Source organism: Streptomyces sp. NPDC048516, from assembly GCF_043199875.1.
Lineage (GTDB): Bacteria > Actinomycetota > Actinomycetes > Streptomycetales > Streptomycetaceae > Streptomyces.
Window position 1 is genome coordinate 22,473 of sequence record NZ_JBICWS010000024.1, and the last position, 25,543, is coordinate 48,015.

Below are 25,543 nucleotides of genomic sequence, written 5' to 3' on the forward strand. Positions count from 1 at the left end.
GCGGCCCGTGCGGCCCGTACAACACATTCCATGACGACCACGGCACCCCCCGCCGCCTCCCGGACCACCCGGACCGCCCGCCGTCCGACCCGTCACCGCCACTGGCTGCGTACCGGCTGGGTGATGACCACCTCGGGCTGGAGCGCCAATCAGTTCTCCGCCCTCCTCGGCGCCTACCACTCGGATCTCGGTTTGACCGAGGCCACGACCACCGCCCTCTTCGGTGTCTATGTCCTGGGCCTGATCCCCGGTCTGTTCCTGGGCGGTCCGGCCGCCGACCGCCGCGGCCGCCGCCCCGTCGTCTTCGCCGCCCTCGCGCTCTCCGCGCTGGCGACCGTGCTGCTGATGGCGGGTTCGACGGCCACCGGCCTGCTGTGGCCCGGCCGTTTCCTGACCGGCATCGGGGCCGGCGCCCTGCTCAGCGCCGGCAGCGCATGGATCAAGGAGCTGTCCTCGCCTCCGTACGACACCCGCTCGACGGCCGGCGCCGCGGCCCGCCGTTCGGGACTCTTCCTCTCCGCGGGCTTCGCCACCGGCGGGCTGGTGGCGGCGCTGATAGCCCAGTGGGCCCCGGCGCCCATGATCACCGCATACCTGCCCCACCTCGCCCTCTCCGTGACAGCCGCGCTCCTGGCGTCCCGCACACCGGAAACGGCCCGCACCGGCGGGCTGGGGGCGGCCCGCACGCCTGACGCGCCCGCGCCCGGCCCAGCCCCCGGCCCGGCCTTCCGCCGTCTGGTCGCCCCCGTTGCTCCCTGGGTGTTCGTCGCCCCCAGCATCGCCCTCGCCACCCTCCCCGGGCTCGTCGATGCGGAGCTCACCGGCTGGCAGACCGTGTACGCCGGGCTCGTCACCGCCGTCACCCCTGGCGCCGGCCTGGCCGTCGCTCCCCTCGCCCGACGCCTCGCCGCCCGCCACCGGACCGCCACCGCCGTGACCGGCCTCGCCGCCGTCATCGTCGGCCTGCTCCTCGCCGCCTTCGCGGTCGCCCGTATCCGGCCGGACGCCGCATTGCTCGCCGCCGCCGCACTCGGCGCCGGATACGGACTGTGCGTGGCCTACGGCCTCACCGAGGTCGCCGCCCTTGCGCCCCCGGACCGGCTGGCCCGTCTGACCGCCCGCTTCTGGGCCCTGTGCTACCTGGGCTTCTGCACCCCGTACGCGATCACGCTGCTCACGGGTCTGTTCGCCCCGGCCACGGTGCTGCTCGTGGTGGCAGTCCCGGCCGCGGCCACCCTCGCGCTGATCGCCCACCGGGGTGCTCGCCGGGGCGTCCGGCAAGGTGGCCGCCAGGGCGCCCGCCCCACCGCATGACGTCCCGCCCCCGCCGCCTGACGCCCGGCTCGCACGGCCAGGCACCCAGCTCCCCCGGCGTACCGGCCCCCCGTCCGCCACCACCGGCCCGCGTAAGGGAGAATCGGTAGGACTCCTGGATCAACCTACGCGGAGGAAGCGTGCCCGGTTTTGTAGAAAAGCCCGAGCCGGTGGAGGTTCCCGGACTCACCCACCTGCACACCGGCAAGGTGCGCGACCTCTACCAGAACGCCGCCGGCGACCTGATCATGGTCGCCAGCGACCGTACCTCCGTCTATGACTGGGTGCTGCCCACCGAGATCCCCGAAAAGGGCCGCATCCTCACCCAGCTGTCCCTGTGGTGGTTCGACCAGCTCTCCGACCTGGCCCCCCACCACGTCCTCTCCACCGACGTCCCGGCCGGCGCTCCCGCCGACTGGGCGGGCCGCACCCTGGTCTGCAAGTCGCTGCGGATGGTTCCCGTCGAGTGTGTGGCCCGCGGCTACCTCACCGGCTCCGGCCTCGCCGAATACCGGCAGACCCGTACCGTCTGCGGGCTGGCCCTCCCCGAAGGCCTCGTCGACGGCTCCGAACTCCCCGCGCCGATCTTCACCCCGGCCACCAAGGCCGCCGTCGGTGACCACGACGAGAACGTCTCCTACGAGGAGGTCGTCCACCAGATCGGCGCCGATGTGGCCGCCCAGCTCCGGCAGACGACCCTCGCCGTCTACAGCCGGGCCCGCGACATCGCCCGCGAGCGCGGCGTCATCCTGGCGGACACCAAGTTCGAGTTCGGCTTCGACGGTGAGCGGCTGACCCTGGCCGACGAGGTCCTGACGCCCGACTCCTCGCGCTTCTGGCCCGCCGACTTGTGGCAGCCGGGCCGCGCCCAGCCGTCCTTCGACAAGCAGTTCGTCCGCGACTGGCTGACCTCTCCCGCCGCGGCCTGGGACCGCACGGGCGAGCTGCCGCCGCCCGCCCTCCCGCACGAGATCGTCGAGAGCACCCGCGCCAAGTACGTCGAGGCCTACGAGCGCCTCACGGGTCTCAGCTGGGCGTGAGTCTCGTCTGGGCGTGAGCCCTTGGGCGTGAGCCCTTTTCCGGCCCGGGCCCCACCCCGGGCCGGCTCCCGACCCGGCCTGGCCGGAACCCGGGCCGGAAGGGGAGGGGCAATCTATGGGTGCCCAGGCGGGGTGCCCCGGCGACACCACACTCCGGGCGACACCGCATCGCGCCCCGGGCGCACGAAAAGGCCCCGTCCGGCATCACTGCCGGCCGGGGCCTTGTCTTCTGAGCGGACGACGAGGCTCGAACTCGCGACCTCAACCTTGGCAAGGTTGCGCTCTACCAACTGAGCTACGTCCGCATGCTCCGTGCACAGCTCCTGAAACCAGTCGCCGCCGCGCGGTGCGGGCACCACTATAGCCAACCTCGCTCGCGGGCGAGGCGCGCCGCGGCGTGACGGTTCTCCGCGCCCAGCTTCGCGGTCGCCGACGAGAGGTAGTTCCGCACCGTCCCCGGCGACAGCGAGGCCCGCTCCGCGATCTCCGCGACCGGCGCCCCGTCCTCGGCGCATTCCAGCACTTCTGCCTCCCGGGCCGACAACGGAGACTCCCCGGCACTGATGGCATCCGCCGCCAACTCCGGGTCCACATAACGGTTTCCGGCATGGACCGCGCGTATGATCTCCGCCAGCCGCTGCGCCGACACCGTCTTCGGAACGAACCCCCGCACCCCGGCTTCCAGTGCCCGCTTCAGATGCCCCGGCCGGCCGTGACTCGTCACGATCATGGACTGGCACCCCGGCACCTCACCCCGCAGGGATGTGGCCACTGCCACACCGTCCGCCCCCGGCATCTGCAGATCCAGCACCGCCACATCCGGCCTGTGGGCCCGGGCCATCGCCCGCGCCTCCGGTCCCGACGCCGCCTCGGCCACCACCAGCAGATCGTCCTCCAGCGACAGCAACGCCGCCAGCGCACCCCGGATCAGATGCTCGTCATCCGCGAGCAACACCCGGATCACCTCGCCACGCACCCCGTCACTCACCCGCTGTCCACCTCTCCGCCTACCGAGAATCCCCGCACCCGACCCCCGCACCGGACCCCAGTACCGAATCCCGCGCCGAGCTTTCTGCGCCGAACCCCCGCACCACGCCGTTCGCCCGCACCACGCCGTTCGCCCGCACCACGCCGTTCGCCCGCGCCGCCCGCACCCCTCCCTACCCCATCGCCGCCCCCATCGGTATCGGCAGCTCGACCGTCAGACGGTAGGAGCCCTGCAGGACCGGGCCCGACGCCAGGGTGCCGCCCAAGGGCTGCAGCCGTTCCCGCAGTCCCTTGAGGCCGCTGCCGGGCAGCCGGTCGGCCCCGGTGGTGACCGTCCGGTGGGTGGTGACACCGTCGTTCTCCATGGTCATCACGAGTACCGAGCGGTGCGGATCGATCAGGGTCCGCACCGCACAGTGCCGCACCTCGGCGGCGTGCCGCAGGACGTTCGTGGTGCCTTCCCGTACGACCCAGCCGAGCGCCGACTCCACCTCCGGCGGCAGCTGCGTGGCGTCCTCGCCCTCGATACGGCAGTCCACCCCGGCCGCCCGCAGGATGGAGCGGGCCCCGGCCAACTCCGCCCGCAGATCCGCCTTGCGGTAACCGCGCACCACCTCCCGTACCTCGCGCTGGGACTCCTGGGCGATCCGCTGCACCTCCACCATCTGCTCCACGGCCTCCGGCCGCTCCCGCCGGGCGAGCTGGACCGCCAGCTCGCTCTTCAGGGCGATCACCGCCAGATTCCGGCCCATGACGTCGTGCAGATCCCGGCCGAAACGCAGCCGTTCCTCGGCGACCGCGAGCCGCGCCTCGGTACCGCGCGCCGCGTCCAGCTTCCGGACCACACCGAGCAGCCAGCCCGTGGGCCGCGCTATCACGAAGCTCCACAGGCAGGCGAAGACCAGCAGACTCGATACGGCCAGTGCCCCCAGCCAGGAGCCCGTGAGCACCCCGAACAGCAGGATGAGGACCGCCGTGGCGGCGGCCAGCGCTGCCAGAAAGCTGCGCTTGGTCACCACCAGGCTGTGCGCCATGGAGAACGGCGTGAGGTTGGCGCCGAGGGCGATGGACACCGTGGCCAGGCTTTCGTCGGGGGCGTGGTCGCGGCCGATGCCGTTGACCGCGACCAGCGCGACCAAGGCGACTCCGGCGGCGACCGTCAGCACACCCGAGACGAGCAGCAGGCCACGTGGTGTCGCCCCCAGTTTCAGATAGCGGTTCAATGCCCGGTTGAACAGCGGCACGGACAGCACGCCCTGAACCACGTTCAGCCCACTGGCGCCGACGGCCAAGGCGACCGGCAACGGGCTGCTGCCCGTGAGGCCCATGACGGGCATCACGCCGCCGATCACAGGTAGCCAGGGGAGGGCATACAACGTCCAGCGGAAGTACGCCTCGACCATGCCCACCTGGCTCCGCCGGTGCCACATCGCCCGTAGCCGCCCGATCATGCGCTGCCCGCCCCCGTCGTCTGATCTCGCGCGTCGTCAGCGCCGCGGCTCCCAGCGGAACCACCGCTGCACAGCAAACAGCGCGAGCCCGGCCCAGGCCAAGCCGGTGATCAGCTGCCCCACCGTCGCCTTGAGGTCCCCGCCACCGGTCCAGCCGCCCCGTATCAGCTCCATCGCCGGCGACAGCGGCAGGAATTCGAGGAACGCGGCGATCCGATCCGGAAGGACGTCCAAGGGGACCACCATCCCGGACCCGCCCATGGACAGCATCATGAAGGGCATAACGGTCAGCTGAGCGGCCTCGGCCGACCTCGCGAAGACGGAGGAGACCGCGGCGAGCCCGACCACCGTGACCGTACCGAGCAACACTCCGGCGATCAGGAGGTGTGGTGCGGAGGGCAGGCCGGTGCCCAGCGCCGGGCCGCCGACCACGACGAAGAGCGCGCACTGCGCCAGCCCTATCACCACCGAGGGGAGCGCCGTGCCGGTCAGGATTTCCAGATCCCGGAGTTCTCCGGTGCGCAGGCGTTTGAGCACCAGTTCCTCGCGCCGGGCGGCATAGGCGACGGTGAGGTTGGAGTAGACGGCAAAGAGCAGAACGTAGCCGAGAGCGCCGGGCAACAGCACTGTTTCGACCGACAGCCCCGTGCCGGCCAGGTTCATCGAACCGACCGTCTGCTTCATGGCGAAGGCGATGACAATCGGGAGGAACAACGATGTGTACAGCGCGGACTTGTTGCGGCCGAGAAGCGTCAACTCGGCCCGGCCCAGGGCGCGCAGACGGCCGGCAGTGCGGGTTTCCGCAGGAATTCTCCCCCGCTCATCGCCGACAGCTTGGCTTGTACCCGCACTCATGTGTTCTCCAGCCCCTTTGCGATGTGCAGAAATGCCTCTTCCAGGGACGCGGATCTGACGTCCAGACCGCGCAGCGTTATCCCCTTGTCCTGCGCCCAGAGCAGCACCCCGGTCGCGGCCCGCTGCAGTTCGTCCGTCCGCAGCCGGACCGTGCGCCCGGTCGTCTCATGGCCGATGACTCCCAGTTCCCCCAGCGGCGGGAGATCGCCGACATGGAATCCGTCGGGCAGTTCGAAGGAGAGATGTGAGGGGTGCGCGGCGACCACGTCCGCGACGTACCCCGCCGCCGCTATCCGTCCGCTGTGCAAAATCGCCAGCCGGTCCGCCAGCTCCTCGGCTTCCTCGAGGTAGTGCGTGGTCAGCACGATCGTGGTCCCGGAGTCCCGCAGCTCGCGGACCAACTCCCAGGTGGCATGCCGCGCCTCGGTGTCCAGCCCGGTCGTCGGCTCGTCCAGGAACAGCACCTCGGGCCGCCCCAGCAGCGCGAGGGCGAGATCCAGCCGCCGGCGCTCGCCGCCGGAGAGCTGCTTGACCCGGACGTCCTTGCGCCGGTCCAGTCCCACGGAGCCGAGGGCTTCCTCGACCGGTCGCGCCCCGGTGGTGCACCCCGCCCACATCCGCAGGGTCTCCGCCGGCGTCAGCTCGGCGGGGAACCCGCCCTCCTGCAGCATGACGCCGATACGGGGCCGCACCTTGTCCCGCTCCCGGAACGGATCGTGGCCGAGCACCCGGATCCGCCCGGACGTGGGCGCGGCCAGGCCCTCCAGCAGTTCGAGGGTGGAGGTCTTGCCCGCACCATTGGTGCCGAGCAGCGCGAACAGCTCGCCCCGGTCGACGGTGAAGTCGATGCCCCTCACGGCCTCATAGCTCTCCCCCGCGCCGGACTTGCTCCGCCCGCCCGGCCGGCTGCGCCCACCCGCCTGCTCACCGGACGTGCTCCGCCCGCCCGGCTCCCCCTTCTCCTTACCGGGCCGCCCGGCCCCGCCGTAGCGCCTGCGGAGTTCGGTGACTTCGATCACACCGACGCCGGAGCTCGTGCTCCCGGCGCCGCCGCGGCCGGTCTCCGCGATGGTTTTCTCCCCGATGTTCATGAGCCCAGCGTTTCGCCGGATCACGTTTCCGGGCAGTGCGTCCTGTCATCGCAGCCGATGACAAATGTCAGTTGCCATCACCGGGAGGGAGGGAAGGGAGAGGGCACGACAGAGAGGGAGGGAGGAGGGCACGACATGATCACCGGAAAAGGAAGAAGGCCCCGGTCGCAATGACCGGGGCCTTCTTTTTCTGAGCGGACGACGAGGCTCGAACTCGCGACCTCAACCTTGGCAAGGTTGCGCTCTACCAACTGAGCTACGTCCGCAGGCATCCACTCGGCTTTCACCGAGCGGCGCGACAGCTACTGTACCTGATCCCATGACCGGGAACGGTCGAGCTGTCAGAGCGGGTGACAGGGATTGCACACTGCGCCTCCCTCTTGGAAAGAGGGCGCTCTACTACTGAGCTACACCCGCGTGACTCCGTGAGGTCCGGCCTTTCGGCCTCGCCCCTCGGCGTGTTCCAGACTCTAGCTGATCAGTAGGGGTGCTGTGCAAGTCGGCTGTGCCCGAGCCGGGGGACGCGCTGAAGTCGGTTAGTGGTTGGCGGCGTTGAAGGCCTCGTAGACCTTCTTGGGGATCCGGCCGCGTGGGGGGACGTCCATCTGGTGGGATCGGGCCCAGGCGCGGACGGCCGCGGGGTCGGGGTTCACCGCGGTCCGGTGGTAGGCCTTGCCGGACTTGGCCCGCTTGCGGCCGGCCTCCACGAACGGGGCGAGGGCACCGCGCAGTTTCTTCGCATTGGCGGGATTGAGGTCGATCTCGTACGACTTCCCGTCCAATCCGAAGGCGACCGTCTCTGCGGCTTCTCCTCCGTCGATGTCATCGGAGAGCGTTACTACTACGCGCTGCGCCACGGATATCGGTCCTTTCGGGGAGCGACCCCTTGTTGACGTGGGGTGATGCTCCGGATCCGGCTGATTGGGATCAATGCTTTTTCATTTGTACAGCGATGGGCATTGCATTGTGAAGCCCAGTTAATTTCGTCAGCGTGTCTTCCCGCAATCCGGACCCCGGATCTTTTCGAGAATTTTTCCTGAGCTGCACTCCTTCCGATACCGGACCGTGATCGGGCCGTCCGCATATCTATGCGCGTAGATTTTCGAACACGGTACTGTGAGGACACCGCCTTACGCACCACACCACCGGGAGTGCCAGTGGCACGCGTCGTAGTCGACGTCATGCTCAAGCCGGAGATCCTCGACCCGCAGGGGCAGGCGGTGCAGCGCGCACTGCCACGCCTGGGCTTCGAGGGGATCGCCGACGTCCGTCAGGGCAAGCGTTTCGAACTTGAGGTGGAGGGTCCGGTCGACGCCGCCGCCCTCGCTCGCATCCAAGAGATGGCCGAGACCTTCCTCGCCAACACCGTCATCGAAGACTTCACCGTGCGGGTCGACTCATGACCTCGCGGATCGGAGTCATTACCTTCCCCGGCACGCTCGACGACCGCGACACCCAGCGCGCGGTCCGGGTCGCCGGCGCCGAAGCGGTGCCGCTGTGGCACCGCGACAAGGACCTCAAGCAGGTCGACGCCGTGGTGCTGCCCGGCGGTTTCTCGTACGGCGACTATCTGCGGGCCGGTGCCATTTCCCGGTTCTCGCCGGTGATGGAGACCGTGATCGAGCAGGCCAGGGCCGGTATGCCGGTCCTCGGTATCTGCAACGGCTTCCAGGTGCTCACCGAGACCCACCTGCTGCCCGGCGCCATGCTGCGCAACAACCATCTGCACTTCATCTGCCGCGACCAGAAGCTGCGGGTGGAGAACGCGGAGACCTCCTGGACCGCGGACTACACGTCCGGCCAGGAGATCAGCATCCCGCTGAAGAACATCGACGGCCGGTACGTCGCCGACGAGCGCACGCTCGACATGCTCGAGGCCGAGGGCCGGGTCGCCTTCCGCTACCTGGACGGCAACCCCAACGGCTCGCTCCGCGACATCGCCGGCATCACCAATGAGGCGGGCAACGTCGTCGGCCTCATGCCGCACCCCGAGCACGCCGTGGAGCCGCTGATCGGTACGGGCCGTACCGACGGCCTCGGATTCTTCACCTCGATCCTGAAGAAGCTGGTCAACGTATGACTCTCGACACCGTCAAGCACGCCGCCGAGACGCCGGACACCGACCAGCCGTGGGCCGAGCTCGGCCTGAAGCAGGACGAGTACCAGCGCATCCGCGAGATCCTCGGCCGCCGTCCCACCGGCGCCGAACTCGCCATGTACTCGGTGATGTGGTCCGAGCACTGCTCCTACAAGAGCAGCAAGGTCCATCTGAAGCAGTTCGGCGAGAAGGCCCCGGAGAACGACGCGCTGCTCGTCGGCATCGGCGAGAACGCCGGTGTCGTCGACGTCGGCCAGGGCTACGCCGTCACCTTCAAGGTGGAGTCCCACAACCACCCCTCGTACATCGAGCCCTACCAGGGCGCGGCCACCGGCGTCGGCGGCATCGTCCGCGACATCCTCGCCATGGGCGCCCGCCCCGTCGCGGTCGTGGACCCGCTGCGGTTCGGCGCCGCCGACCACCCCGACACCAAGCGCGTCCTGCCGGGCGTGGTGGCGGGTATCGGCGGCTACGGCAACTGCCTGGGCCTGCCCAACATCGGCGGCGAGGTCGTCTTCGACGCCTGCTACCAGGGCAACCCGCTGGTCAACGCCGGCTGCATCGGCGTCATGAAGCACGAGGACATCCACCTCGCCAAGGCGTCCGGCGCCGGCAACAAGGTCATCCTCTACGGCGCCCGCACCGGCGGCGACGGCATCGGCGGTGTCTCCGTGCTGGCCTCGGAGACCTTCGACGACTCCAAGCCCACCAAGCGCCCCGCCGTCCAGGTCGGCGACCCCTTCCAGGAGAAGCTGCTCATCGAGTGCACCCTGGAGATCTTCAAGGCGGACCTGGTCGACGGTATTCAGGACCTCGGCGGCGCCGGGCTGTCCTGCGCCACCAGCGAGCTGGCCTCGGCCGGCTCCGGCGGAATGCGCGTCGAGCTGGACACCGTGCCGCTGCGCGATTCCTCCCTCTCGCCCGAGGAAATCCTCATGAGCGAGTCGCAGGAGCGGATGTGCGCGATCGTCGAGCCCGGCAAGGTCGACCGCTTCCTGGAGATCTGCGAAAAGTGGGACGTCATCGCGACCGTCATCGGTGAGGTGACGGAGGGCTCGCAGCTGGAGATCTTCTGGCACGGCGAGCAGATCGTGGACGTGCCGCCGCGCACCGTCGCCCACGAGGGCCCGGTCTACCAGCGCCCGTACGCCCGGCCCGACTGGCAGGACGCCCTCCAGGCCGACGACGCGGCCAAGCTGGCCCGTCCGGCGGACGCGGACGAGCTGCGCGCGCAGGTCCTCAAGCTGGTGGCCTCGCCCAACCAGGCCTCCAAGGCGTGGATCACCGATCAGTACGACCGGTTCGTGCAGGGCAACACCGTCCTCGCGCAGCCGGAGGACGCCGGCATGGTCCGGATCGACGAGGACAGCAACCTCGGTGTCGCGCTCGCCACGGACGGCAACGGGCGCTACGCCAAGCTCGACCCGTACACCGGCGCGCAGCTGGCGCTGGCCGAGGCGTACCGCAACGTCGCCGCGTCCGGTGCCAAGCCGCTGGCGGTCTCCGACTGCCTGAACTTCGGTTCGCCCGAGGACCCGGCGGTGATGTGGCAGTTCGCCGAGGCCACCCGTGGACTCGCCGACGCCTGCCAGACCCTCGGCACCCCGGTCACCGGCGGCAATGTGTCGCTCTACAACCAGACCGGCGAGGTGGCGATCCACCCGACCCCGGTCGTCGCGGTGCTCGGCGTGATCGACGATGTGAACCGCCGCACCCCGATCGCCTTCGCGGACGAGGGCCAGCTGCTCTACCTCCTGGGTGACACCCGTGAGGAGCTGGGCGGTTCGGCCTGGTCGCAGGTGGTGCACGACCACCTCGGCGGTCTGCCGCCGAAGGTGGACCTGGAGCGCGAGCGGCTGCTGGCAGAGGTGCTGATCTCCGCCTCCCGCGACGGCATGATCGACGCCGCGCACGACCTCTCCGACGGCGGTCTGATCCAGGCCGTGGTGGAGTCCTGCCTGCGCGGCGGCAAGGGTGCCCGCCTCGTCGTTCCCGACGGTCTCGACCCGTTCGTGCTGCTCTTCTCCGAGTCGGCGGGCCGGGCCGTGGTGGCCGTGCCGCGCAGCGAGGAGCTCCGCTTCACCGACATGTGCGGTGCGCGGGGGCTGCCGGCCACCCGGATCGGTGTGATCGACGGCGCCGAGATCGACGTCCAGGGGCAGTTCAGCATCCCGCTGAGCGAGCTCAAGGACGCGCACGAGGCGACGATCCCGGGCCTGATCGCCTGAGACGGAGCCCGGGCGCCACGCCGCGCCACTGACGGTCCGACGGCCCGTCCCCGCCATGGGGGCGGGCCGTCGCCGTTTCCCCCATCTGCCTGTACCTGCCCGCACCTTCCCGCACCGCAGCCATTGCCATGAATTACGTCATTACGTAATCTCTGACTATGGATGTTGAGCAGCGGCTGGCCCAGGTGGAACGCCGGCTGGCCGCGCTGGAGCGGTCCGCCGCCCGCCCTCCGGCTCCCGCGCCCGAGCGGGAGCCGGACGAGGAGCTGTGGGCGCTGCGCGGCCTCAAGGAACAGTGGGCCGAACTCGGCGCCGACAACGGCGGAGTGCTCTTCACCGGGGCCGTACGGACGCCGGCCGGGCTGCGCTACGAGTGGCAGTACGGCCTGGCCACCGACGCCCTGCTGGACGACGACTGGGCGGCCGCCGCCGAGTCGTTCGCCGCACTGGGCCAGCCCCTGCGGCTGCGGCTGCTGCGCGAAATCCTCGGCGGCCGCTGCACCGCCGCCGAACTCACCGAACTCGACGGCACGGGCACGACCGGCCAGATCTACCACCACCTGCGGCAGTTGACCGCCGCCGGCTGGCTGCAGACGGCCGCCCGCGGCCGCTACGAGGTTCCGGCCGGCCGCGTCGTGCCGCTGCTGGTGATGCTGACCGCCGCCGGGTGCTGACGCCCGGCCACACGACCTCACGGGGGAGACGGAATGAAGTCCACCACTGAACGCAAGCTCGCCAGGAACGCCGCACGTGCCTGCCTGTTGATCTTCCTCGTGATCTTCGTCGCGGGCTTCTTCACCGACATTCCGTACTGGTGGGGCTGGGTACCCCTGGCCTTCTGGATACTGATCGCATTCGGGGTGAACCGCCGGGCGGCCCGCGCGGAGGCGGACGGCGCGACGGGCGCGGCCCGCGAGCCGGTGGCGGTCGCCGCTCCGGTCACCGGCCGCTGGAAGGCCCTCAACAGCCCCGCCGACAAGGTCCCCAGCCATGGCACACGGGCCTACGGGCAGGCGTACGCGATCGACATCGTGGCGGAACCGGAGCCGGGCTCCAGGCCCGGCTTCGGCTGGTGGCCCCTGGTCCGCCGCAACGAGGACTTCCCGGCCTTCGGCGCGCCCCTGCTCGCCGTCGCCGACGCCACCGTCGTCCGTGCCGAGGACGGCCGGCGCGACCATCTCAGCCGCACGTCCTGGCCCGCGGCCGTCTACCTGCTCGCCCTGGAGGGCCCGGCCCGCACGCTCGGCGGCGCCCGCCCGATGCTCGGCAACCATGTGATCCTCGACCTGGGCAACGGCGTCCACGCGCTCTACGCCCATGTCCGCCGCGGTTCGCTCACCGTCCGTACGGGCGACCGGGTGCGGATGGGGCAAACCCTCGGCCAGTGCGGCGACTCCGGCAACAGCAGCGAGCCGCACGTCCACTTCCAGCTCATGGACGCCGCCGACCCGGTCACCGCCCAGGGCGTCCCGTTCACCTGGCAGGGCGTCGGCGTCCCGCACCACGGCGCGGTCTTCGAGGCCCGGGCGCCGCGGTCGGCACCGGCGGACTGAGCGCCGGCCGCCCCGGCGCCCGTCCCGCGCATTCGGCCGCGCCTGTCAGAGGCGCCTCGTAGGCTGACGCACATGCCTCCTGCCGCCCGGAAGCCGCGCCCCCGCCGGTACGACCCGAAGAAGACCCGCAGCGCCGTCACGGCCCAGCTCGCTCACGTCCAGGAGGCCGTACGCGCCCTTGCGCCGGGCCAGCTGGCGCTGCCGACCCGGCTCGGTGACTGGACGGTGCGCGAGCTGGTGGCGCACCTGTCCATGGCCGTGGGGAGCGTGGCGCGCAGTCTGGAGCGGCCGGTGCCGGCGCGGGCGGAGGCCACCCTGCTGGAGTGGCCGTCGGCGGCCGCGCCGCGCGCCTTTGACGTCGACGAGCGCACCCGCGCCCTGGCCGACGCGCACGACCCCGTGGAGCTGCTGGAACGCACCGCCGCCGAGTTCGCCGAGGTCGTCGCGCCGGAGCCGGACGACCGGCTGCTGCCGGTCCTGCCCGGCGCGATGCCGCTGGCCGACTTCCTCGTCACCCGCTGTCTCGAACTCGTCGTGCACAGCGACGACCTCGCGGCGGCGACCGGCCTGGAGATCCCCTTCGACCGCCAGGCCCTGGCCGCCACCACCCGCCTGCTGGCCGACGTACTGGCGGACCGGGCCCCCGGCGGTTCGGTGGAGCTGCGGATCCCGCCGTTCGCCGTGGTGCAGTGCGTGGCGGGCCCCAAACACACCCGCGGCACCCCGCCGAATGTCGTCGAGACCGACCCGCTGACCTGGATCCGGCTGGCCACCGGCCGCGCGTCCTGGGACGGGGAGCTGGACGCGGCGACGGTCAGCGCCGGCGGCGAGCGGGCCGATATCGGCGGGTATCTGCCCGTGCTGAGCTGACGACGGCGGGTCCGGCGCCCGCACCCGCCGCGGGCGGCGTCCCGGCGTCCGCACGACGACTGCCGGATCGGCGTCGCGCATCTCACACGGAGCGGAACGCGCCCCCGCACCGCAAGATCCACACGCTCTGCCCCGCGGACCCCGCACCCGGCGGCACGCCAGGTGAGCCAAGGGATCCGAGGTGCGCCGGGGCGATGGGCCGCCCCCTGCGGGGCGTGGACACGCCAAGCCGCGCGGCCCCTCGTTCATGCACTCATCCAGTTTCGAGGCCGTCCCCGGTTCGGATGAATGCGCGACCTGCCCTAGACTCGGTGCCGTGCCACGTGGTGACGGACGACTCAACCACGACCTGCTCCCCGGCGAGAAGGGCCCCCAGGACGCTTGCGGCGTCTTCGGTGTCTGGGCTCCGGGTGAAGAGGTCGCCAAACTCACCTATTTCGGGCTGTATGCGCTGCAGCACCGTGGACAGGAGTCCGCGGGCATCGCGGTGAGCAACGGCTCCCAGATCCTCGTTTTCAAGGACATGGGCCTGGTTTCCCAGGTCTTCGACGAGACTTCGCTCGGCTCCCTCCAGGGCCATATCGCCGTGGGCCATGCCCGCTACTCCACCACCGGTGCCTCGGTGTGGGAGAACGCCCAGCCGACGTTCCGTGCGACCGCGCACGGCTCGATCGCGCTCGGTCACAACGGCAACCTGGTGAACACCGCCGAGCTGGCGGATCTGGTCTCCGCGCTGCCCCGTGAGGGCGGCCGGGCGACCCAGGTCGCGGCCACCAACGACACCGACCTGGTGACGGCGCTGCTGGCCGGCCAGGTCGACGAGGACGGCAAACCGCTGACCGTCGAGGAGGCCGCCCCGCGCGTCCTGCCGAAGGTCAAGGGCGCCTTCTCGCTCTGCTTCATGGACGAGCACACGCTCTACGCCGCCCGCGACCCGCAGGGCATCCGCCCGCTGGTCCTCGGACGCCTGGAGCGCGGCTGGGTGGTCGCCTCCGAGACCGCCGCCCTCGACATCTGCGGCGCCAGCTTCATCCGGGAGATCGAACCCGGTGAGATGGTCGCCATCGACGAGAACGGTCTGCGCAGCAGCCGCTTCGCCGAGGCCCGCCCCAAGGGCTGCGTCTTCGAGTACGTCTACCTCGCCCGCCCGGACACCGACATCGCCGGCCGCAATGTGTACCTCTCCCGGGTGGAGATGGGCCGCAAGCTGGCCGCCGAGGCGCCGGCCGATGCCGACCTGGTGATAGCGACCCCGGAGTCCGGCACGCCCGCCGCCGTCGGATACGCCGAAGCCAGCGGCATCCCCTACGGCTCCGGCCTGGTCAAGAACTCCTACGTCGGCCGGACCTTCATCCAGCCCTCGCAGACCATCCGCCAGCTCGGTATCCGGCTCAAGCTCAACCCGCTCAAGGAAGTCATCCGCGGCAAGCGCCTGGTGGTCGTCGACGACTCGATCGTCCGCGGCAACACCCAGCGCGCCCTGGTCCGGATGCTGCGCGAGGCCGGTGCTCTCGAGGTCCACATCCGGATCTCGTCCCCGCCGATCAAGTGGCCGTGCTTCTTCGGCATCGACTTCGCCACCCGCGCGGAGCTGATCGCCAACGGGCTGAGCGTGGAGGAGATCGGCAAGTCGCTGGGCGCCGATTCGCTCGCGTACATCTCCATCGACGGCATGACCGAGGCGACCACGATCGCCAAGCCGAACCTGTGCCGCGCCTGCTTCGACGGCGAGTACCCGATGGAGCTGCCCGACCCGGGGCTGCTGGGCAAGCACCTCCTGGAGTCGGAGACCGCGAGCGGGGCCACGTCCGACGTGGACGGCGTCCAGACGCTCACCGCCGGGATCGGCGGGGCCGACGCGCTGCGTCGCCCGTAGAGCTCGTACCCACACGACACGAAAGTTCTCCGTCATGTCAGAGACCACTGGTGCCAGCTACGCGAGCGCGGGCGTTGACATCGAAGCCGGCGACCGCGCCGTGGACCTGATGAAGGAGTGGGTGAAGAAGGCCACCCGCCCCGAGGTCGTCGGCGGGCTCGGCGGCTTCGCCGGCCTCTTCGACGCCTCCGCCCTCAAGCGGTACGAGCGCCCGCTGCTCGCCTCCGCGACCGACGGCGTGGGCACGAAGGTCGACATCGCCCGCAAGATGGGCGTCTACGACAGCATCGGTCACGACCTCGTCGGCATGGTCGTCGACGACCTGGTCGTCTGCGGCGCCGAGCCGCTGTTCATGACCGACTACATCTGCGTCGGCAAGGTCTACCCCGAGCGGGTCGCCGCGATCGTCAAGGGCATCGCCGAGGGCTGTGTGCTGGCCGGCTGTGCGCTGGTCGGCGGCGAGACCGCGGAACACCCGGGGCTGCTGGGCGCGGACGAGTTCGATGTCGCGGGTGCCGGCACCGGCGTCGTCGAGGCGGACCGGGTGCTGGGCGCGGATCGTATCCGTACGGGCGACGCGGTGATCTCCATGGCGTCCTCCGGGCTTCACTCGAACGGGTACTCGCTGGTCCGCCATGTGCTGTTCGACCGTGCGGGAATGGCGCTGGACCGGGAGATCCCGGAGTTCGGCCGCACGCTCGGCGAAGAGCTCCTGGAGCCCACCAAGATCTACTCGCTGGACTGCCTGGCGCTGACCCGTACGACCGAGGTGCACGCGTTCTCGCACATCACCGGCGGCGGCCTGGCCAACAACCTCGCCCGGGTGATCCCGGACGGCCTGCACGCCACCGTCGACCGCGCCACCTGGACGCCGGGCCCGGTCTTCGACCTGGTCGGCTCGGCCGGCTCGGTCGAGCGCGGAGAGCTGGAGAAGACCCTGAACATGGGCGTCGGCATGATCGCCGTCGTCCCGCAGGGGTCGGTGGAGGCCGCCCTGACCACGCTGGCCGACCGTGGCGTGGACGCCTGGGTCAGCGGCGAGATCACCGACCGCGGTGACCGCGCAGAGGCAGTGACCCTGACCGGTGACTACGCGCGCTGAGCGGACGGGCGCCTTCCACAGCCCCGCACGGGCCAGGACAGGCGCCCTTCTTCCCGGCGGCCGTCGGTGCGGCCACCGCGCCCATGGTCATCCGGGCAGCACAGAACCCGGTCCGGGCGATGCCCCGGACCGGGTCCGTGATGCTGTTATGGGTGCCGCGAGCGCGCAGAGAGTCAAGCGCGACGACGCTGCTGGGACGAGTCGCCCTCGTCCTCTTCGTCGTCGTCGCTGTTGTACAGATCTGCGTACCGTGCGTACGGGTCGTCGTCCTCGTCCTCCTCGAACGGCTCGGCGTTCGGAGGCTGCTGGTTCGACGGTGATGCACCCAGCTCGTCGGCCAGTCGTGAGAGATCCGTCCCACCGCTGCTGTACTTCAGCTGGCGGGCGACCTTTGTCTGCTTGGCCTTGGCCCGGCCGCGCCCCATGGGTCGACCCCCTCAATGACGGGGCTCGATGGCCCCAGAGTCTTGACACGCGTTCATGGATCAGAGCGGGCTCTCGACAGAGAGACCGGCCCGTAGGGCTTTAACGGTACCTGCTTCCGCGGCCATACGGTACGTCGCCCGCATCACCCGCCGCTCGGCACGACCGGCAAGGTGCCCCGTCCCCGCTGGTCAACTGCGATTTTAACCTGTCCTGTACGGCGACCCGCCGACGGGTGGTGAGGGATGTCTCCCCCGGCCGCCCGTGACGGGTCCCGCAGAGCTGTCTTTCCGGCCCGCAAGGGCGCATTTTTGGCCTGGGTCAGGGGCGCCGCGCCTCCGCCATGCGCTGCTCGGCCAGGCGGTCGGCGGCCGCGGCGGGCGGAATGCCGTCGGCCTTCGCGCGAGCGAATATCGCCAGCGTGGTGTCGAAGATCTTCGCCGCCTTGGTCTTGCAGCGGTCGAAGTCGAAGCCGTGCAGCTCGTCGGCCACCTGGATGACGCCGCCGGCGTTCACGACGTAGTCGGGGGCGTAGAGGATGCCGCGGTCGGAGAGGTCCTTCTCGACGCCGGGGTGGGCGAGCTGGTTGTTGGCCGCGCCGCACACCACCTTCGCGGTCAGCACCGGCAGCGACTCATCGCTCAGCGCACCGCCCAGCGCACACGGGGCATAGACGTCCAGGCCCTCGGTGCGGATCAGTTCCTCGGTATCCGCAACGGCCGTGACCTGCGGGTACTTGGCGCGCACCCGCGCCACCGAATCGGCGCGGACGTCCGTGATCACGACCTGGGCGCCGTCCTCCAGGAGGTGTTCGACGAGGAGGTGGCCGACCTTGCCGACCCCCGCGATGCCCACCGTGCGGCCGCGCAGCGTCGGGTCGCCCCAGGCGTGCTGGGCCGAGGCGCGCATGCCCTGGAAGACGCCGTAGGCGGTCAGGACGGAGGAGTCACCGGCGCCGCCGTTCGCCGGGGAGCGGCCGGTGGTCCACTTGTTCGTACGGGAGACGACATCCATATCGGCGACGTAGGTGCCGACGTCGCAGGCGGTGACGTAGCGGCCGCCGAGGGAGGCCACGAACCGGCCGTAGGCGAGCAGAAGTTCCTCGGTCTTGATCAGGTCGGGGTCACCGATGATCACGGCCTTGCCGCCGCCGTGGTCCAGCCCGGCGAGGGCGTTCTTGTAGGACATGCCGCGCGACAGGTTGAGGGCGTCCAGCACGGCCTCCTCCTCGGAGGCGTAGGCATGGAAGCGGGTGCCGCCGAGGGCGGGGCCCAGGGCGGTGCTGTGGATGGCGATCACGGCCTTGAGGCCGCTGGCACGGTCCTGGCAGAGAACGACCTGCTCATGGCCCCCCTGCTCCGATCGGAACAGGGTGTGCAGAACGCCGCCGTCGGTGCCGGCGTGGGCCGGACGTACGTCAGTCACGGTGGTGACTCCCATAAGTCGCGAAGGGTGCCCTCCGACGGGTGGGGAGGGCCGGTTGCAAAGAGCGTAAGACCTGCGGGACCGGTTGATCGGTCGGGTGCCCAGGATCACCCTCTCCCGAGGGACGGGCATGGGACGATCTGGTCGTATCGCAGGCCGGCGGGGGCCCTCGGGATCTCCCGGCGGCGGACTTCCCCTTTGAAGGAGCGGGCGTGGCCCTGGCGTCGTCGGTGAAGGTCCCGTACATGGCATATCTACGGGTCTACGAGCCGCTGGCTGCGTTCCCCGAGCCGGAGCGCTCCCACTGGGCGCGCTATGCCAAACGGGAGGACACCCCCACCGCCCAGGACGAGCAGCGCCGGGCGCTGGCCGATCTGCTGGCGACCCCGCCGGCGCCGGTGCCGGTCCACGAGAGCGCGGACGCCTTCATCGCCGTCGTGAACGAGGTGACGTGTGTCTGCCCGTGGCGCACCCGGCTGCGCGGCTGGCAGGCCCTGGAGGCGCTGGACGAGCTGCTGCCGGCGTCGGTGCTGGACGCGGCGCTGCCCCCGGTGGTGCGGCTGCAGGCGGCCGGCGACTACGAGCGGTGGCGGGAGCGCAACCCGGACGCCAGGCCCTGGATCCGGGGTGCGGCCTGGCACGTCCCGGTCCGCTGGTTCGTGCTGTTCGACGACGGCGAGCGGGAGTACACAAAGGGTGACCAGGCGCCCGTGATGCGTTACCGGACACCCATGGTGCAGGCACGGCGACGGGTCGCCCGGGGGCTGCGCACGCTGCGCGACGCCCTGGAAGAGGGGCCGCTGATCGACGGCCTGGTAGATGTGGGGCGCTGGCTCGAGGAATTCCATCCGCGTTCGCTCGTGGAGCTGGACTACGGAGGGCTGGTGCACGCGGTGCCCGAGGAGCAGCTTGCCGAGGACCGTTCCGCCGCCGAGGTGGCGGAGGGGCTGGCGGCGCTGCGCGACGGGGACGGCGAGCGGGCCGGGGTCGCGTACGAGAAGCTTTCCCAGCGGTGGCGTGCGGTGCGGGAACGTCAGTTCTCCAGCTGAGGGCCGGTGCGGTCCGGGGATCATGATGCGGAATGATTGCTTTCGCTTTTCGGTGTTCGCACGGGAAGGGACGTAGGTCCTGATCCGGGCGATTGCCTCAAGCGTGACCTAAAGCACTGACTTCGGGTCTTGCTCCCAAGCCATACCCTCGTGCCAAAATAGGACAAGGAGCCCGACGTGGGCTCCTTCCGTCCAACTAAGGGCGGATAGATCGGTATTGCGCTCCTTGAGGGGTCTCGTGGCGTCTGTTCACGTTGTGACTGATCGTCACGGACGAGTGACTGTCCGCTATGGCACGGTCCATCGGCTTCCGCCGAGGTTGAACACCTGAGAGGGCAATTCCATCGGTTTGGCCGACGTGGCTGGACAGATGGTGTAGTTGTAGTGCCGAGGACAAGCCGTTCGTCCTATAACCGACTCGGCCCGCGTCCGCCATTTCGGGCAACGTGGGTCAAGGTGCAGAATTTAGAGGAAAGAACCGTGATGGTTCGGTTCTCCCGAGGAGGCCGCTCATGACCGCTCGCACCCCTGACGCCGAGCCGCTGCTTACCCCTGCCGAGGTTGCCACGATGTTCCGCGTGGACCCGAAGACGGTGACCCGTTGGGCCAAGGCAGGCAAGCTCACGTCCATCCGCACGCTCGGAGGGCATCGGCGTTACCGCGAGGCTGAGGTCCGCGCACTGCTCGCGGGCATTCCGCAGCAGCGCAGCGAGGCCTGAACAACCGCATAACCAGGTCGTTTTCGGGGCCCCCAACCCGAAAATGCCTGCTTTGTACCCCTAGCTCGACCTGCTTCACCTTGCTTTACACAGCTTCATATGACGCGGCGCCTGCCCCCACAGGCCCCACACCCGCCCCATCTTGGGTACGTCATCGATCGCGCTGGACTCCGCCGGGTCCAGCGCGATCTTTTTGTGTGCGCCCGCTCCAGGGCCCTTCGGGGCGGGCGGGTCGGCACGGCGCCAACGCCACCCCGGACGCCGGTCAGGGTGCCTTCACGGGGCTTGTGGGGGCCTCTGCGTGCGGACCCTGCGGGCTCGTTACTGAGCCGTTCACGGGTGGTGCAATTGCACATATTAAATTGACCGCTTGTATGGGGGGTGTAAGTTCCGCATCGCGCCAAACAAGTTCGGTGACACCCGTCACACTACGCGGCGCTTGAAGACGATACGTCCGCTGCGGTAGAGAACTCCTCCCACCGCGCCCAACGGCCTGCCACCGTGCGAGTGAGGGCGCAGGCGCCGTGGGTCATCCACCCACGGGACTTTCGCCCTCGGCCGCCGACGGCTCACAGACGGCCGGCGGCGGGGCGGGGGCGGCCGCGGGCGGCGGAGCCGCGGAGCGGGCCGTGTGCGGCTCCATGGCGAGCCGTAGCAGCTGATGGCAGATGGGGCAGTGCCGCATCAGGTGCCGATAGCCCGTGGCCGCCAGCAGGTGGGCCCGCAACAGCGCCCTGGTCTCGTGCCGTACCGCAGTCGTCATCGCGCATACCTCCCCGGCCCCCGTGCCCTTCCTCAGTGAGTACCGGTGGTGCGTGCCGCAGTCAATACGGCGGGCAGCAAACCGGCTACGCACCGCATTCGGCCGAGCGGGGGAGGCGGGCAGCGGCGCGACCCGGGGCCGGCGGCCCGCGAGGGGTCTCGATACGGGCCGCAGGGGCAGGTCCTGACGGGGTGTGCGGTGGCCGGCGTCCGGTGGCCGCACACCAGGCGCGGACCGCTCCGCACAGCAGAACGGCCCGCATCCGAGAAGGATGCGGGCCGTAAATGATGCGGTCCTGACGGGATTTGAACCCGCGGCCTCCACCTTGACAGGGTGGCGAGCACTCCAAACTGCTCCACAGGACCTTGCGTTTCGCTTTCCGCTTGCGGCGGGCTGCGAAACAAGACTGTACAGCAGGTCAGGGGGTGCGGTCGAACTCGCTACCGGCGGCCCCGTTTCCGGGGCGGGAGAGGGCCCCGCCTACGGCGCGGCGGCGTCCACCGCCTTCACGATCCGCTTGTCGGAGACCGGGTACGCGGTGCCCAGAGCATGGGCGAAGTAGCTCACCCGAAGCTCCTCGATCATCCAGCGGATCTCCCGGGCCGTGGCGGGCACCGGGCGGCCCTGCGGGAACTGCTCCAGCAGCCAGGCGTATTCGTCCTGCATCTCCTTCACCTTCGCCATCCGGGTGCGGTCCCGCTCGGCGTGGGTGGGCAGCTGCTGCAGCCGGCGGTCGGCGGCCACCAGGTAGCGCATCAGGTCCGGCAGCCGCTTGGCGCCGTGCGCCGTGACGAAGCCCGGCTTGATCAGCGCCGCCAGCTGCTCCTTGACGTCCGTGAGCGACGGGAGCAGGGAGGGGAACGACGTGTCCTTCAGCCGGCGCTCGCACGCCTGCCAGGCGGCCAGCACCTCCTGGACCTGCTGGATGGTCTTGAGCGTGACGTCCACCAGGTCGGCGCGGACCGCGTCGAAGAGCTTGCGGAAGGATTCCTCGTCCCACGCCGGGCCGCCCCGGGCCGCGATCAGCCGGTCGGCCGCGGCGGTGACACAGTCGTCGAAGAGCGCCCCGATCGAGCCGTGCGGATTGCGGGACAGCGCCAGCTTCTGCTGATTGCTCAGCTTGCCCTGGGCGAACTTGGCCGGGGAGGAGGGGATGCCCAGCAGGATGAGCCGGCGGGTGCCCGCCCACATGGCCGTGAGCTGTTCGGCCTCGGTGTCGAAGAGGCGGACCGCGACGCTGCTGCCCTCGTCGACCAGCGCCGGGTAGGCCTTCAGCGGCTGGCCCCCGCGCCGGGTCTCGAAGGTGCGCGGCAGGGTGCCGATCGTCCAGGAGGTCAGTCCTGTGCGCTGCTCCGGGCCGGCCGGCGCCTGCCCGTCGCCCGCGCCGCCCTTGCGGTCCCCGGCGGGGCGCTCGGCGGCCTGCTCGAAGGCCTTGGAGATGGCCGCCCTGGTCTTCGGCTTGAGCTTCAGCCGCAGCGCCTCCAGGTCCTTGTCCTCGGCGAGCTTGCGACGGCGCTCGTCGACCACCCGGAAGGTGATCTTGAGGTGATCGGGGATCTTGTCCGGATCGAAGTCCGCGGCGTCGACGGGCACGCCCACCATCCGCTGCAGCCCCGCGGCCAGCGAGGTCGTCAGGGCGCCCTGCAGGGGGACCGTGGAGTCCAGGAAGCGGGCGGCGAAGTTCGGCGCCGGGACGTAGTTACGGCGGATCGGCTTGGGAAGCGACCGGATCAGCTCGGTCACCAACTGCTCGCGCAGGCCCGGGATCTGCCAGTCGAAGCCCTCGGAGGAGACCTGGTTGAGGACCTGGAGGGGGATGTGGACGGTCACGCCGTCCGCGTCCGCGCCCGGCTCGAACTGGTAGGTGACCTTGAACTTCAGCTTTCCCTGCCGCCAGGAATCCGGGTAGTCGTCCTTGGTGACGGCCTCGGCGGATTCATTGATGAGCATCGAGTGCTCGAAGTTCAGCAGCTCCGGCTCTTCGCGGTGCTGCTTCTTCCACCAGGCGTCGAAATGCGCACCGGAGACCACATCGGCCGGAATCCGCTGGTCGTAGAAGTCGAAGAGGGTTTCGTCGTCCACGAGGATGTCGCGGCGCCGGGCGCGGTGCTCCAACTCCTCGACCTCGCCGAGAAGTTTGCGGTTGTCATGGAAGAACTGATGATGGGTGCGCCAGTCGCCCTCGACCAGGGCGTTGCGGATGAACAGATCCCGCGAGGTCTCCGGGTCGATCCGGCCGTAGGCGATCTTGCGCTGGGCGACGATCGGGACGCCGTAGAGCGTCACCCGCTCGTAGGCCATCACCGCGGCCATCTTCTGTTCCCAGTGCGGCTCGCTGTACGTGCGCTTCACCAGATGCTGGGCGAGCGGTTCGATCCACTCCGGCTCGATCTTCGCATTCACCCGCGCCCACAGGCGCGACGTCTCGACCAGCTCGGCCGACATCACCCAGCGCGGGGGCTTCTTGAAGAGCGCGGAGCCGGGGAACACCGCGAACTTGGCGCTGCGGGCGCCCAGGTACTCGTTCTTGGCCTCCGTGTCCTTGAGGCCGATATGCGAGAGCAGACCGGAAAGCAGGGAGGTGTGGATATGGTCCGGCGCCGCGTCCTCCTCGCTGAGGTGGACGCCCATGGTCTTGGCGACCGAACGCAGCTGGGAGTAGATGTCCTGCCACTCACGTATCCGCAGGTAATTCAGGAATTCGCTGCGGCACATCCGGCGGAACGCCGAGGAGGACAGCTCCTTTTGCCGCTCGCGGATGTACCGCCACAGGTTGAGGAAGGCCAGGAAGTCGGAGGTCTCGTCCTTGAAGCGGGCGTGCTGCTGGTCGGCCTGCTGCTGTTTGTCGGCGGGCCGCTCGCGCGGGTCCTGAATGGACAGCGCCGCCGCGATGACCATGACCTCGCGGACGCAGCCGTTGCGGTCCGCCTCCAGCACCATCCGCGCCAGCCGCGGGTCGACCGGCAGCTGGGAGAGCTTGCGGCCGAGCGGGGTCAGCCGCTGCCCCTTCTGTCCCGACCGGGAGGGCTTCTGCTCGGTGTCGAGCGCCCCGAGCTCGCGCAGCAGATCGACGCCGTCCTTGATGTTGCGGCGGTCCGGCGGGTCGATGAACGGGAACTTCTCGATGTCGCCGAGGCCGGCCGCGGTCATCTGCAGGATGACGGAGGCGAGGTTCGTCCGCAGGATCTCCGCGTCCGTGAACTCGGGACGGGAGAGGAAGTCGTCCTCGGAGTAGAGACGGATGCAGATGCCGTCGCTGGTACGGCCGCAGCGGCCCTTGCGCTGGTTGGCGCTGGCCTGCGAGACCGGCTCGATGGGCAGCCGCTGGACCTTGGTGCGGTAGCTGTAGCGGGAGATACGTGCCATGCCCGGGTCGATGACGTACCGGATGCCCGGGACGGTCAGCGAGGTCTCGGCGACGTTCGTGGCCAGCACGATCCGTCTGCCCGTGTGCCGCTGGAAGACGCGGTGCTGCTCGGCGTGCGACAGGCGGGCGTAGAGCGGAAGGACCTCGGTGAACGGCAGGGCCTTCTTGTTGAGTGCGTCCGCGGTGTCGCGGATCTCCCGCTCACCGGAGAGGAAGACCAGGATGTCGCCGGGGCCCTCGGCCTGCAGCTCGTCCACGGCGTCGCAGATCGCGGTGATCTGGTCGCGGTCGCCCTCCGGGTTGTTCGCGGCCTGGCCGCCTTCCTCCAGCAGCGGGCGGTAGCGCACCTCCACCGGATACGTCCGGCCGGAGACCTCCACGACGGGCGCGCTCGGCTTCGCCTCGTCGTCGCCGGTGGGGCCGGACGGCTCCGAGGCCTCCCGGCCGTCCCTCGCGTCCACGGCGGCGAAGGCGCCGAAGTGCCGCGCGAACCGTTCGGGGTCGATGGTCGCGGACGTGATCACGACCTTCAGGTCCGGGCGCCGGGGCAGCAGCTGTGCCAGGTAACCGAGGATGAAGTCGATGTTGAGGCTGCGCTCGTGTGCCTCGTCGATGATGATCGTGTCGTACTGGCGCAGCTCGCGGTCCGTCTGGATCTCGGCCAGCAGAATGCCGTCCGTCATCAGCTTGACGAGGGTGTCGCCGCTGACCTGGTCGGTGAAGCGGACCTTCCAGCCGACCGCCTCGCCCAGCGGGGTCTTCAGCTCCTCGGCCACCCGCTCGGCGACCGTACGGGCCGCGATCCGGCGGGGCTGGGTGTGCCCGATCAGGCCCCGGATGCCGCGGCCGAGCTCCAGACAGATCTTGGGGATCTGCGTCGTCTTGCCGGAGCCGGTCTCACCGGCGACGATCACGACCTGGTGGTCGCGGATCGCGGCGAGGATCTCGTCCTTCTTCTGGCTGACCGGCAGCTCTTCCGGATAGGTGATCCCGGGCACCGCGGCCTGCCGCTGGGCGACCCGCAGCTCCGCCTCGTCGAGGCCGGCGGAGATCTCGGCGAGCACGGCGGCCCGGGCCTCGGGCTTACGGATCCGGCGCGCGCCGTCGAGCCGGCGTCCCAGCCGCTGCTGGTCGCGCAGCATCAGCTCGGGCAGCCGCTCCAGCAGAGCGGTCAGGGTGGGAGCGGGGGTGCCGGGCGGGGTGGAGGCAGCGCCGTCGGGCAGGGCGGAGGCAGGCTGACTGGACATACGTCCCCCAGGATCTCACCTCACGTAATCGACTGGCGAACCATTTGCCCGTACGGCCGGATCACGGGCCCCCGGGCCGCCGCAT

General features: G+C 70.3%; 21 protein-coding genes and 4 tRNA genes. 12 read left to right on the plus strand and 13 right to left on the minus strand.

Annotation, left to right across the window (positions count from 1 at the left end):
- The first annotated feature begins 30 nt into the window (after window positions 1-30).
- Together ACGFR7_RS32520 and ACGFR7_RS32525 are read left to right on the plus strand one after the other, a co-directional pair.
- The gene (locus tag ACGFR7_RS32520) at window positions 31-1,314 is read left to right on the plus strand and encodes an MFS transporter (RefSeq protein WP_393326149.1); all 1,284 of its coding nucleotides are present in this window, start codon (window positions 31-33) and stop codon (window positions 1,312-1,314) included.
- A gap of 140 nt (window positions 1,315-1,454) precedes the next feature.
- Entirely contained in the window at window positions 1,455-2,354 is a 900-nt protein-coding gene (locus ACGFR7_RS32525) for a phosphoribosylaminoimidazolesuccinocarboxamide synthase (protein WP_393326151.1), read from the plus strand.
- Window positions 2,355-2,586: 232 nt separating this feature from the next.
- Here ACGFR7_RS32525 and ACGFR7_RS32530 read toward each other — a convergent pair.
- The 8 genes from ACGFR7_RS32530 to ACGFR7_RS32565 all read right to left on the minus strand — a co-directional run bounded on the left by ACGFR7_RS32530 (window position 2,587) and on the right by ACGFR7_RS32565 (window position 7,595).
- Window positions 2,587-2,659: transfer RNA gene (locus ACGFR7_RS32530), tRNA-Gly, on the minus strand.
- A 53-nt stretch (window positions 2,660-2,712) separates the two neighbouring features.
- Complete coding sequence (locus ACGFR7_RS32535; protein ID WP_393326153.1) at window positions 2,713-3,342, minus strand: DNA-binding response regulator; 630 nt, start codon at window positions 3,340-3,342, stop codon at window positions 2,713-2,715.
- 172 nt (window positions 3,343-3,514) lie between these two features.
- A complete protein-coding gene (locus ACGFR7_RS32540; protein ID WP_393326155.1) occupies window positions 3,515-4,792 on the minus strand; it encodes a sensor histidine kinase in 1,278 nt (425 codons plus the stop codon).
- Window positions 4,793-4,828: 36 nt separating this feature from the next.
- Window positions 4,829-5,647, minus strand: coding sequence for an ABC transporter permease (locus ACGFR7_RS32545; RefSeq protein ID WP_393326158.1), 819 nt, complete (start codon window positions 5,645-5,647; stop codon window positions 4,829-4,831).
- Window positions 5,644-6,738: an ABC transporter ATP-binding protein gene (locus tag ACGFR7_RS32550; protein ID WP_393326160.1), complete on the minus strand. Its 1,095-nt coding sequence runs from the start codon at window positions 6,736-6,738 to the stop codon at window positions 5,644-5,646. Before ACGFR7_RS32550 ends, ACGFR7_RS32545 begins: the two co-directional genes overlap by 4 nt.
- 193 nt (window positions 6,739-6,931) lie before the next feature.
- Window positions 6,932-7,004 (minus strand) — tRNA-Gly (locus ACGFR7_RS32555).
- A 79-nt stretch (window positions 7,005-7,083) separates the two neighbouring features.
- Window positions 7,084-7,155: transfer RNA gene (locus ACGFR7_RS32560), tRNA-Gly, on the minus strand.
- A gap of 119 nt (window positions 7,156-7,274) precedes the next feature.
- A complete protein-coding gene (locus tag ACGFR7_RS32565) occupies window positions 7,275-7,595 on the minus strand; it encodes an Lsr2 family protein (protein ID WP_086720559.1) in 321 nt (106 codons plus the stop codon).
- Window positions 7,596-7,895: 300 nt separating this feature from the next.
- Here ACGFR7_RS32565 and purS point away from each other — a divergent pair, with 300 nt between their 5' ends.
- From purS to purM, 8 genes are all read left to right on the plus strand, one after another.
- The gene (gene purS / locus ACGFR7_RS32570; protein WP_393326163.1) at window positions 7,896-8,141 is read left to right on the plus strand and encodes a phosphoribosylformylglycinamidine synthase subunit PurS; all 246 of its coding nucleotides are present in this window, start codon (window positions 7,896-7,898) and stop codon (window positions 8,139-8,141) included.
- Window positions 8,138-8,818 (plus strand): phosphoribosylformylglycinamidine synthase subunit PurQ, encoded by a 681-nt coding sequence (gene purQ / locus ACGFR7_RS32575; RefSeq protein WP_393326165.1) that lies wholly within the window; start codon window positions 8,138-8,140, stop codon window positions 8,816-8,818. Before purS ends, purQ begins: the two co-directional genes overlap by 4 nt.
- Window positions 8,815-11,064: a phosphoribosylformylglycinamidine synthase subunit PurL gene (gene purL / locus ACGFR7_RS32580; protein ID WP_393326167.1), complete on the plus strand. Its 2,250-nt coding sequence runs from the start codon at window positions 8,815-8,817 to the stop codon at window positions 11,062-11,064. The genes purQ and purL overlap by 4 nt, the downstream gene beginning before the upstream one ends.
- 158 nt (window positions 11,065-11,222) lie before the next feature.
- A complete protein-coding gene (locus ACGFR7_RS32585) occupies window positions 11,223-11,738 on the plus strand; it encodes an ArsR family transcriptional regulator (protein ID WP_393326169.1) in 516 nt (171 codons plus the stop codon).
- A 33-nt stretch (window positions 11,739-11,771) separates the two neighbouring features.
- Window positions 11,772-12,617: a murein hydrolase activator EnvC family protein gene (locus tag ACGFR7_RS32590; protein WP_393326171.1), complete on the plus strand. Its 846-nt coding sequence runs from the start codon at window positions 11,772-11,774 to the stop codon at window positions 12,615-12,617.
- Window positions 12,618-12,689: 72 nt separating this feature from the next.
- Window positions 12,690-13,487 carry a sterol carrier family protein gene (locus ACGFR7_RS32595; RefSeq protein ID WP_393326173.1) on the plus strand — a complete coding sequence of 266 codons (798 nt, stop codon included), beginning with the start codon at window positions 12,690-12,692 and terminating at the stop codon, window positions 13,485-13,487.
- A gap of 316 nt (window positions 13,488-13,803) precedes the next feature.
- Window positions 13,804-15,363, plus strand: a complete 1,560-nt coding sequence (purF, locus tag ACGFR7_RS32600; RefSeq protein ID WP_393326176.1) for an amidophosphoribosyltransferase — start codon at window positions 13,804-13,806, stop codon at window positions 15,361-15,363.
- Window positions 15,364-15,397: 34 nt separating this feature from the next.
- Window positions 15,398-16,465, plus strand: a complete 1,068-nt coding sequence (gene purM, locus ACGFR7_RS32605; protein ID WP_350251772.1) for a phosphoribosylformylglycinamidine cyclo-ligase — start codon at window positions 15,398-15,400, stop codon at window positions 16,463-16,465.
- Window positions 16,466-16,638: 173 nt separating this feature from the next.
- On the opposite strand, the gene ACGFR7_RS32610 is transcribed toward purM, so the two are convergent.
- Both ACGFR7_RS32610 and ACGFR7_RS32615 read right to left on the minus strand, forming a co-directional pair.
- Window positions 16,639-16,890 (minus strand): DUF3073 domain-containing protein, encoded by a 252-nt coding sequence (locus ACGFR7_RS32610; RefSeq protein ID WP_030086208.1) that lies wholly within the window; start codon window positions 16,888-16,890, stop codon window positions 16,639-16,641.
- Window positions 16,891-17,209: 319 nt separating this feature from the next.
- Window positions 17,210-18,328: a Leu/Phe/Val dehydrogenase gene (locus ACGFR7_RS32615; RefSeq protein ID WP_393326179.1), complete on the minus strand. Its 1,119-nt coding sequence runs from the start codon at window positions 18,326-18,328 to the stop codon at window positions 17,210-17,212.
- Between the two features lie 197 nt (window positions 18,329-18,525).
- Here ACGFR7_RS32615 and ACGFR7_RS32620 point away from each other — a divergent pair, with 197 nt between their 5' ends.
- Together ACGFR7_RS32620 and bldC are read left to right on the plus strand one after the other, a co-directional pair.
- Window positions 18,526-19,362 (plus strand): hypothetical protein, encoded by an 837-nt coding sequence (locus tag ACGFR7_RS32620; RefSeq protein ID WP_393326182.1) that lies wholly within the window; start codon window positions 18,526-18,528, stop codon window positions 19,360-19,362.
- Window positions 19,363-19,874: 512 nt separating this feature from the next.
- Complete coding sequence (gene bldC / locus ACGFR7_RS32625) at window positions 19,875-20,081, plus strand: developmental transcriptional regulator BldC (RefSeq protein ID WP_003949541.1); 207 nt, start codon at window positions 19,875-19,877, stop codon at window positions 20,079-20,081.
- 529 nt (window positions 20,082-20,610) lie between these two features.
- Here bldC and ACGFR7_RS32630 read toward each other — a convergent pair.
- The 3 genes from ACGFR7_RS32630 to hrpA all read right to left on the minus strand — a co-directional run bounded on the left by ACGFR7_RS32630 (window position 20,611) and on the right by hrpA (window position 25,458).
- Entirely contained in the window at window positions 20,611-20,844 is a 234-nt protein-coding gene (locus ACGFR7_RS32630) for a DUF6274 family protein (protein ID WP_393326185.1), read from the minus strand.
- A 290-nt stretch (window positions 20,845-21,134) separates the two neighbouring features.
- Window positions 21,135-21,209: transfer RNA gene (locus tag ACGFR7_RS32635), tRNA-Asp, on the minus strand.
- 115 nt (window positions 21,210-21,324) lie between these two features.
- Entirely contained in the window at window positions 21,325-25,458 is a 4,134-nt protein-coding gene (gene hrpA / locus ACGFR7_RS32640) for an ATP-dependent RNA helicase HrpA (RefSeq protein WP_393326188.1), read from the minus strand.
- Window positions 25,459-25,543: the final 85 nt, after the last annotated feature.

Excerpts from the sequence above, each read along its gene's own strand:
- ACGFR7_RS32520 (WP_393326149.1), top strand. The coding sequence starts at position 31 with ATGACGACCACGGCACCCCCCGCCGCCTCCCGGACCACCCGGACCGCC.
- ACGFR7_RS32540 (WP_393326155.1), bottom strand. The coding sequence starts at position 4,792 with ATGATCGGGCGGCTACGGGCGATGTGGCACCGGCGGAGCCAGGTGGGC.
- ACGFR7_RS32545 (WP_393326158.1), bottom strand. The coding sequence starts at position 5,647 with ATGAGTGCGGGTACAAGCCAAGCTGTCGGCGATGAGCGGGGGAGAATT.
- ACGFR7_RS32550 (WP_393326160.1), bottom strand. The coding sequence starts at position 6,738 with ATGAACATCGGGGAGAAAACCATCGCGGAGACCGGCCGCGGCGGCGCC.
- purQ (WP_393326165.1), top strand. The coding sequence starts at position 8,138 with ATGACCTCGCGGATCGGAGTCATTACCTTCCCCGGCACGCTCGACGAC.
- purL (WP_393326167.1), top strand. The coding sequence starts at position 8,815 with ATGACTCTCGACACCGTCAAGCACGCCGCCGAGACGCCGGACACCGAC.
- ACGFR7_RS32585 (WP_393326169.1), top strand. The coding sequence starts at position 11,223 with ATGGATGTTGAGCAGCGGCTGGCCCAGGTGGAACGCCGGCTGGCCGCG.
- ACGFR7_RS32590 (WP_393326171.1), top strand. The coding sequence starts at position 11,772 with ATGAAGTCCACCACTGAACGCAAGCTCGCCAGGAACGCCGCACGTGCC.
- ACGFR7_RS32595 (WP_393326173.1), top strand. The coding sequence starts at position 12,690 with ATGCCTCCTGCCGCCCGGAAGCCGCGCCCCCGCCGGTACGACCCGAAG.
- purM (WP_350251772.1), top strand. The coding sequence starts at position 15,398 with ATGTCAGAGACCACTGGTGCCAGCTACGCGAGCGCGGGCGTTGACATC.
- ACGFR7_RS32610 (WP_030086208.1), bottom strand. The coding sequence starts at position 16,890 with ATGGGGCGCGGCCGGGCCAAGGCCAAGCAGACAAAGGTCGCCCGCCAG.
- ACGFR7_RS32615 (WP_393326179.1), bottom strand. The coding sequence starts at position 18,328 with ATGGGAGTCACCACCGTGACTGACGTACGTCCGGCCCACGCCGGCACC.
- bldC (WP_003949541.1), top strand. The coding sequence starts at position 19,875 with ATGACCGCTCGCACCCCTGACGCCGAGCCGCTGCTTACCCCTGCCGAG.
- ACGFR7_RS32630 (WP_393326185.1), bottom strand. The coding sequence starts at position 20,844 with ATGACGACTGCGGTACGGCACGAGACCAGGGCGCTGTTGCGGGCCCAC.
- hrpA (WP_393326188.1), bottom strand. The coding sequence starts at position 25,458 with ATGTCCAGTCAGCCTGCCTCCGCCCTGCCCGACGGCGCTGCCTCCACC.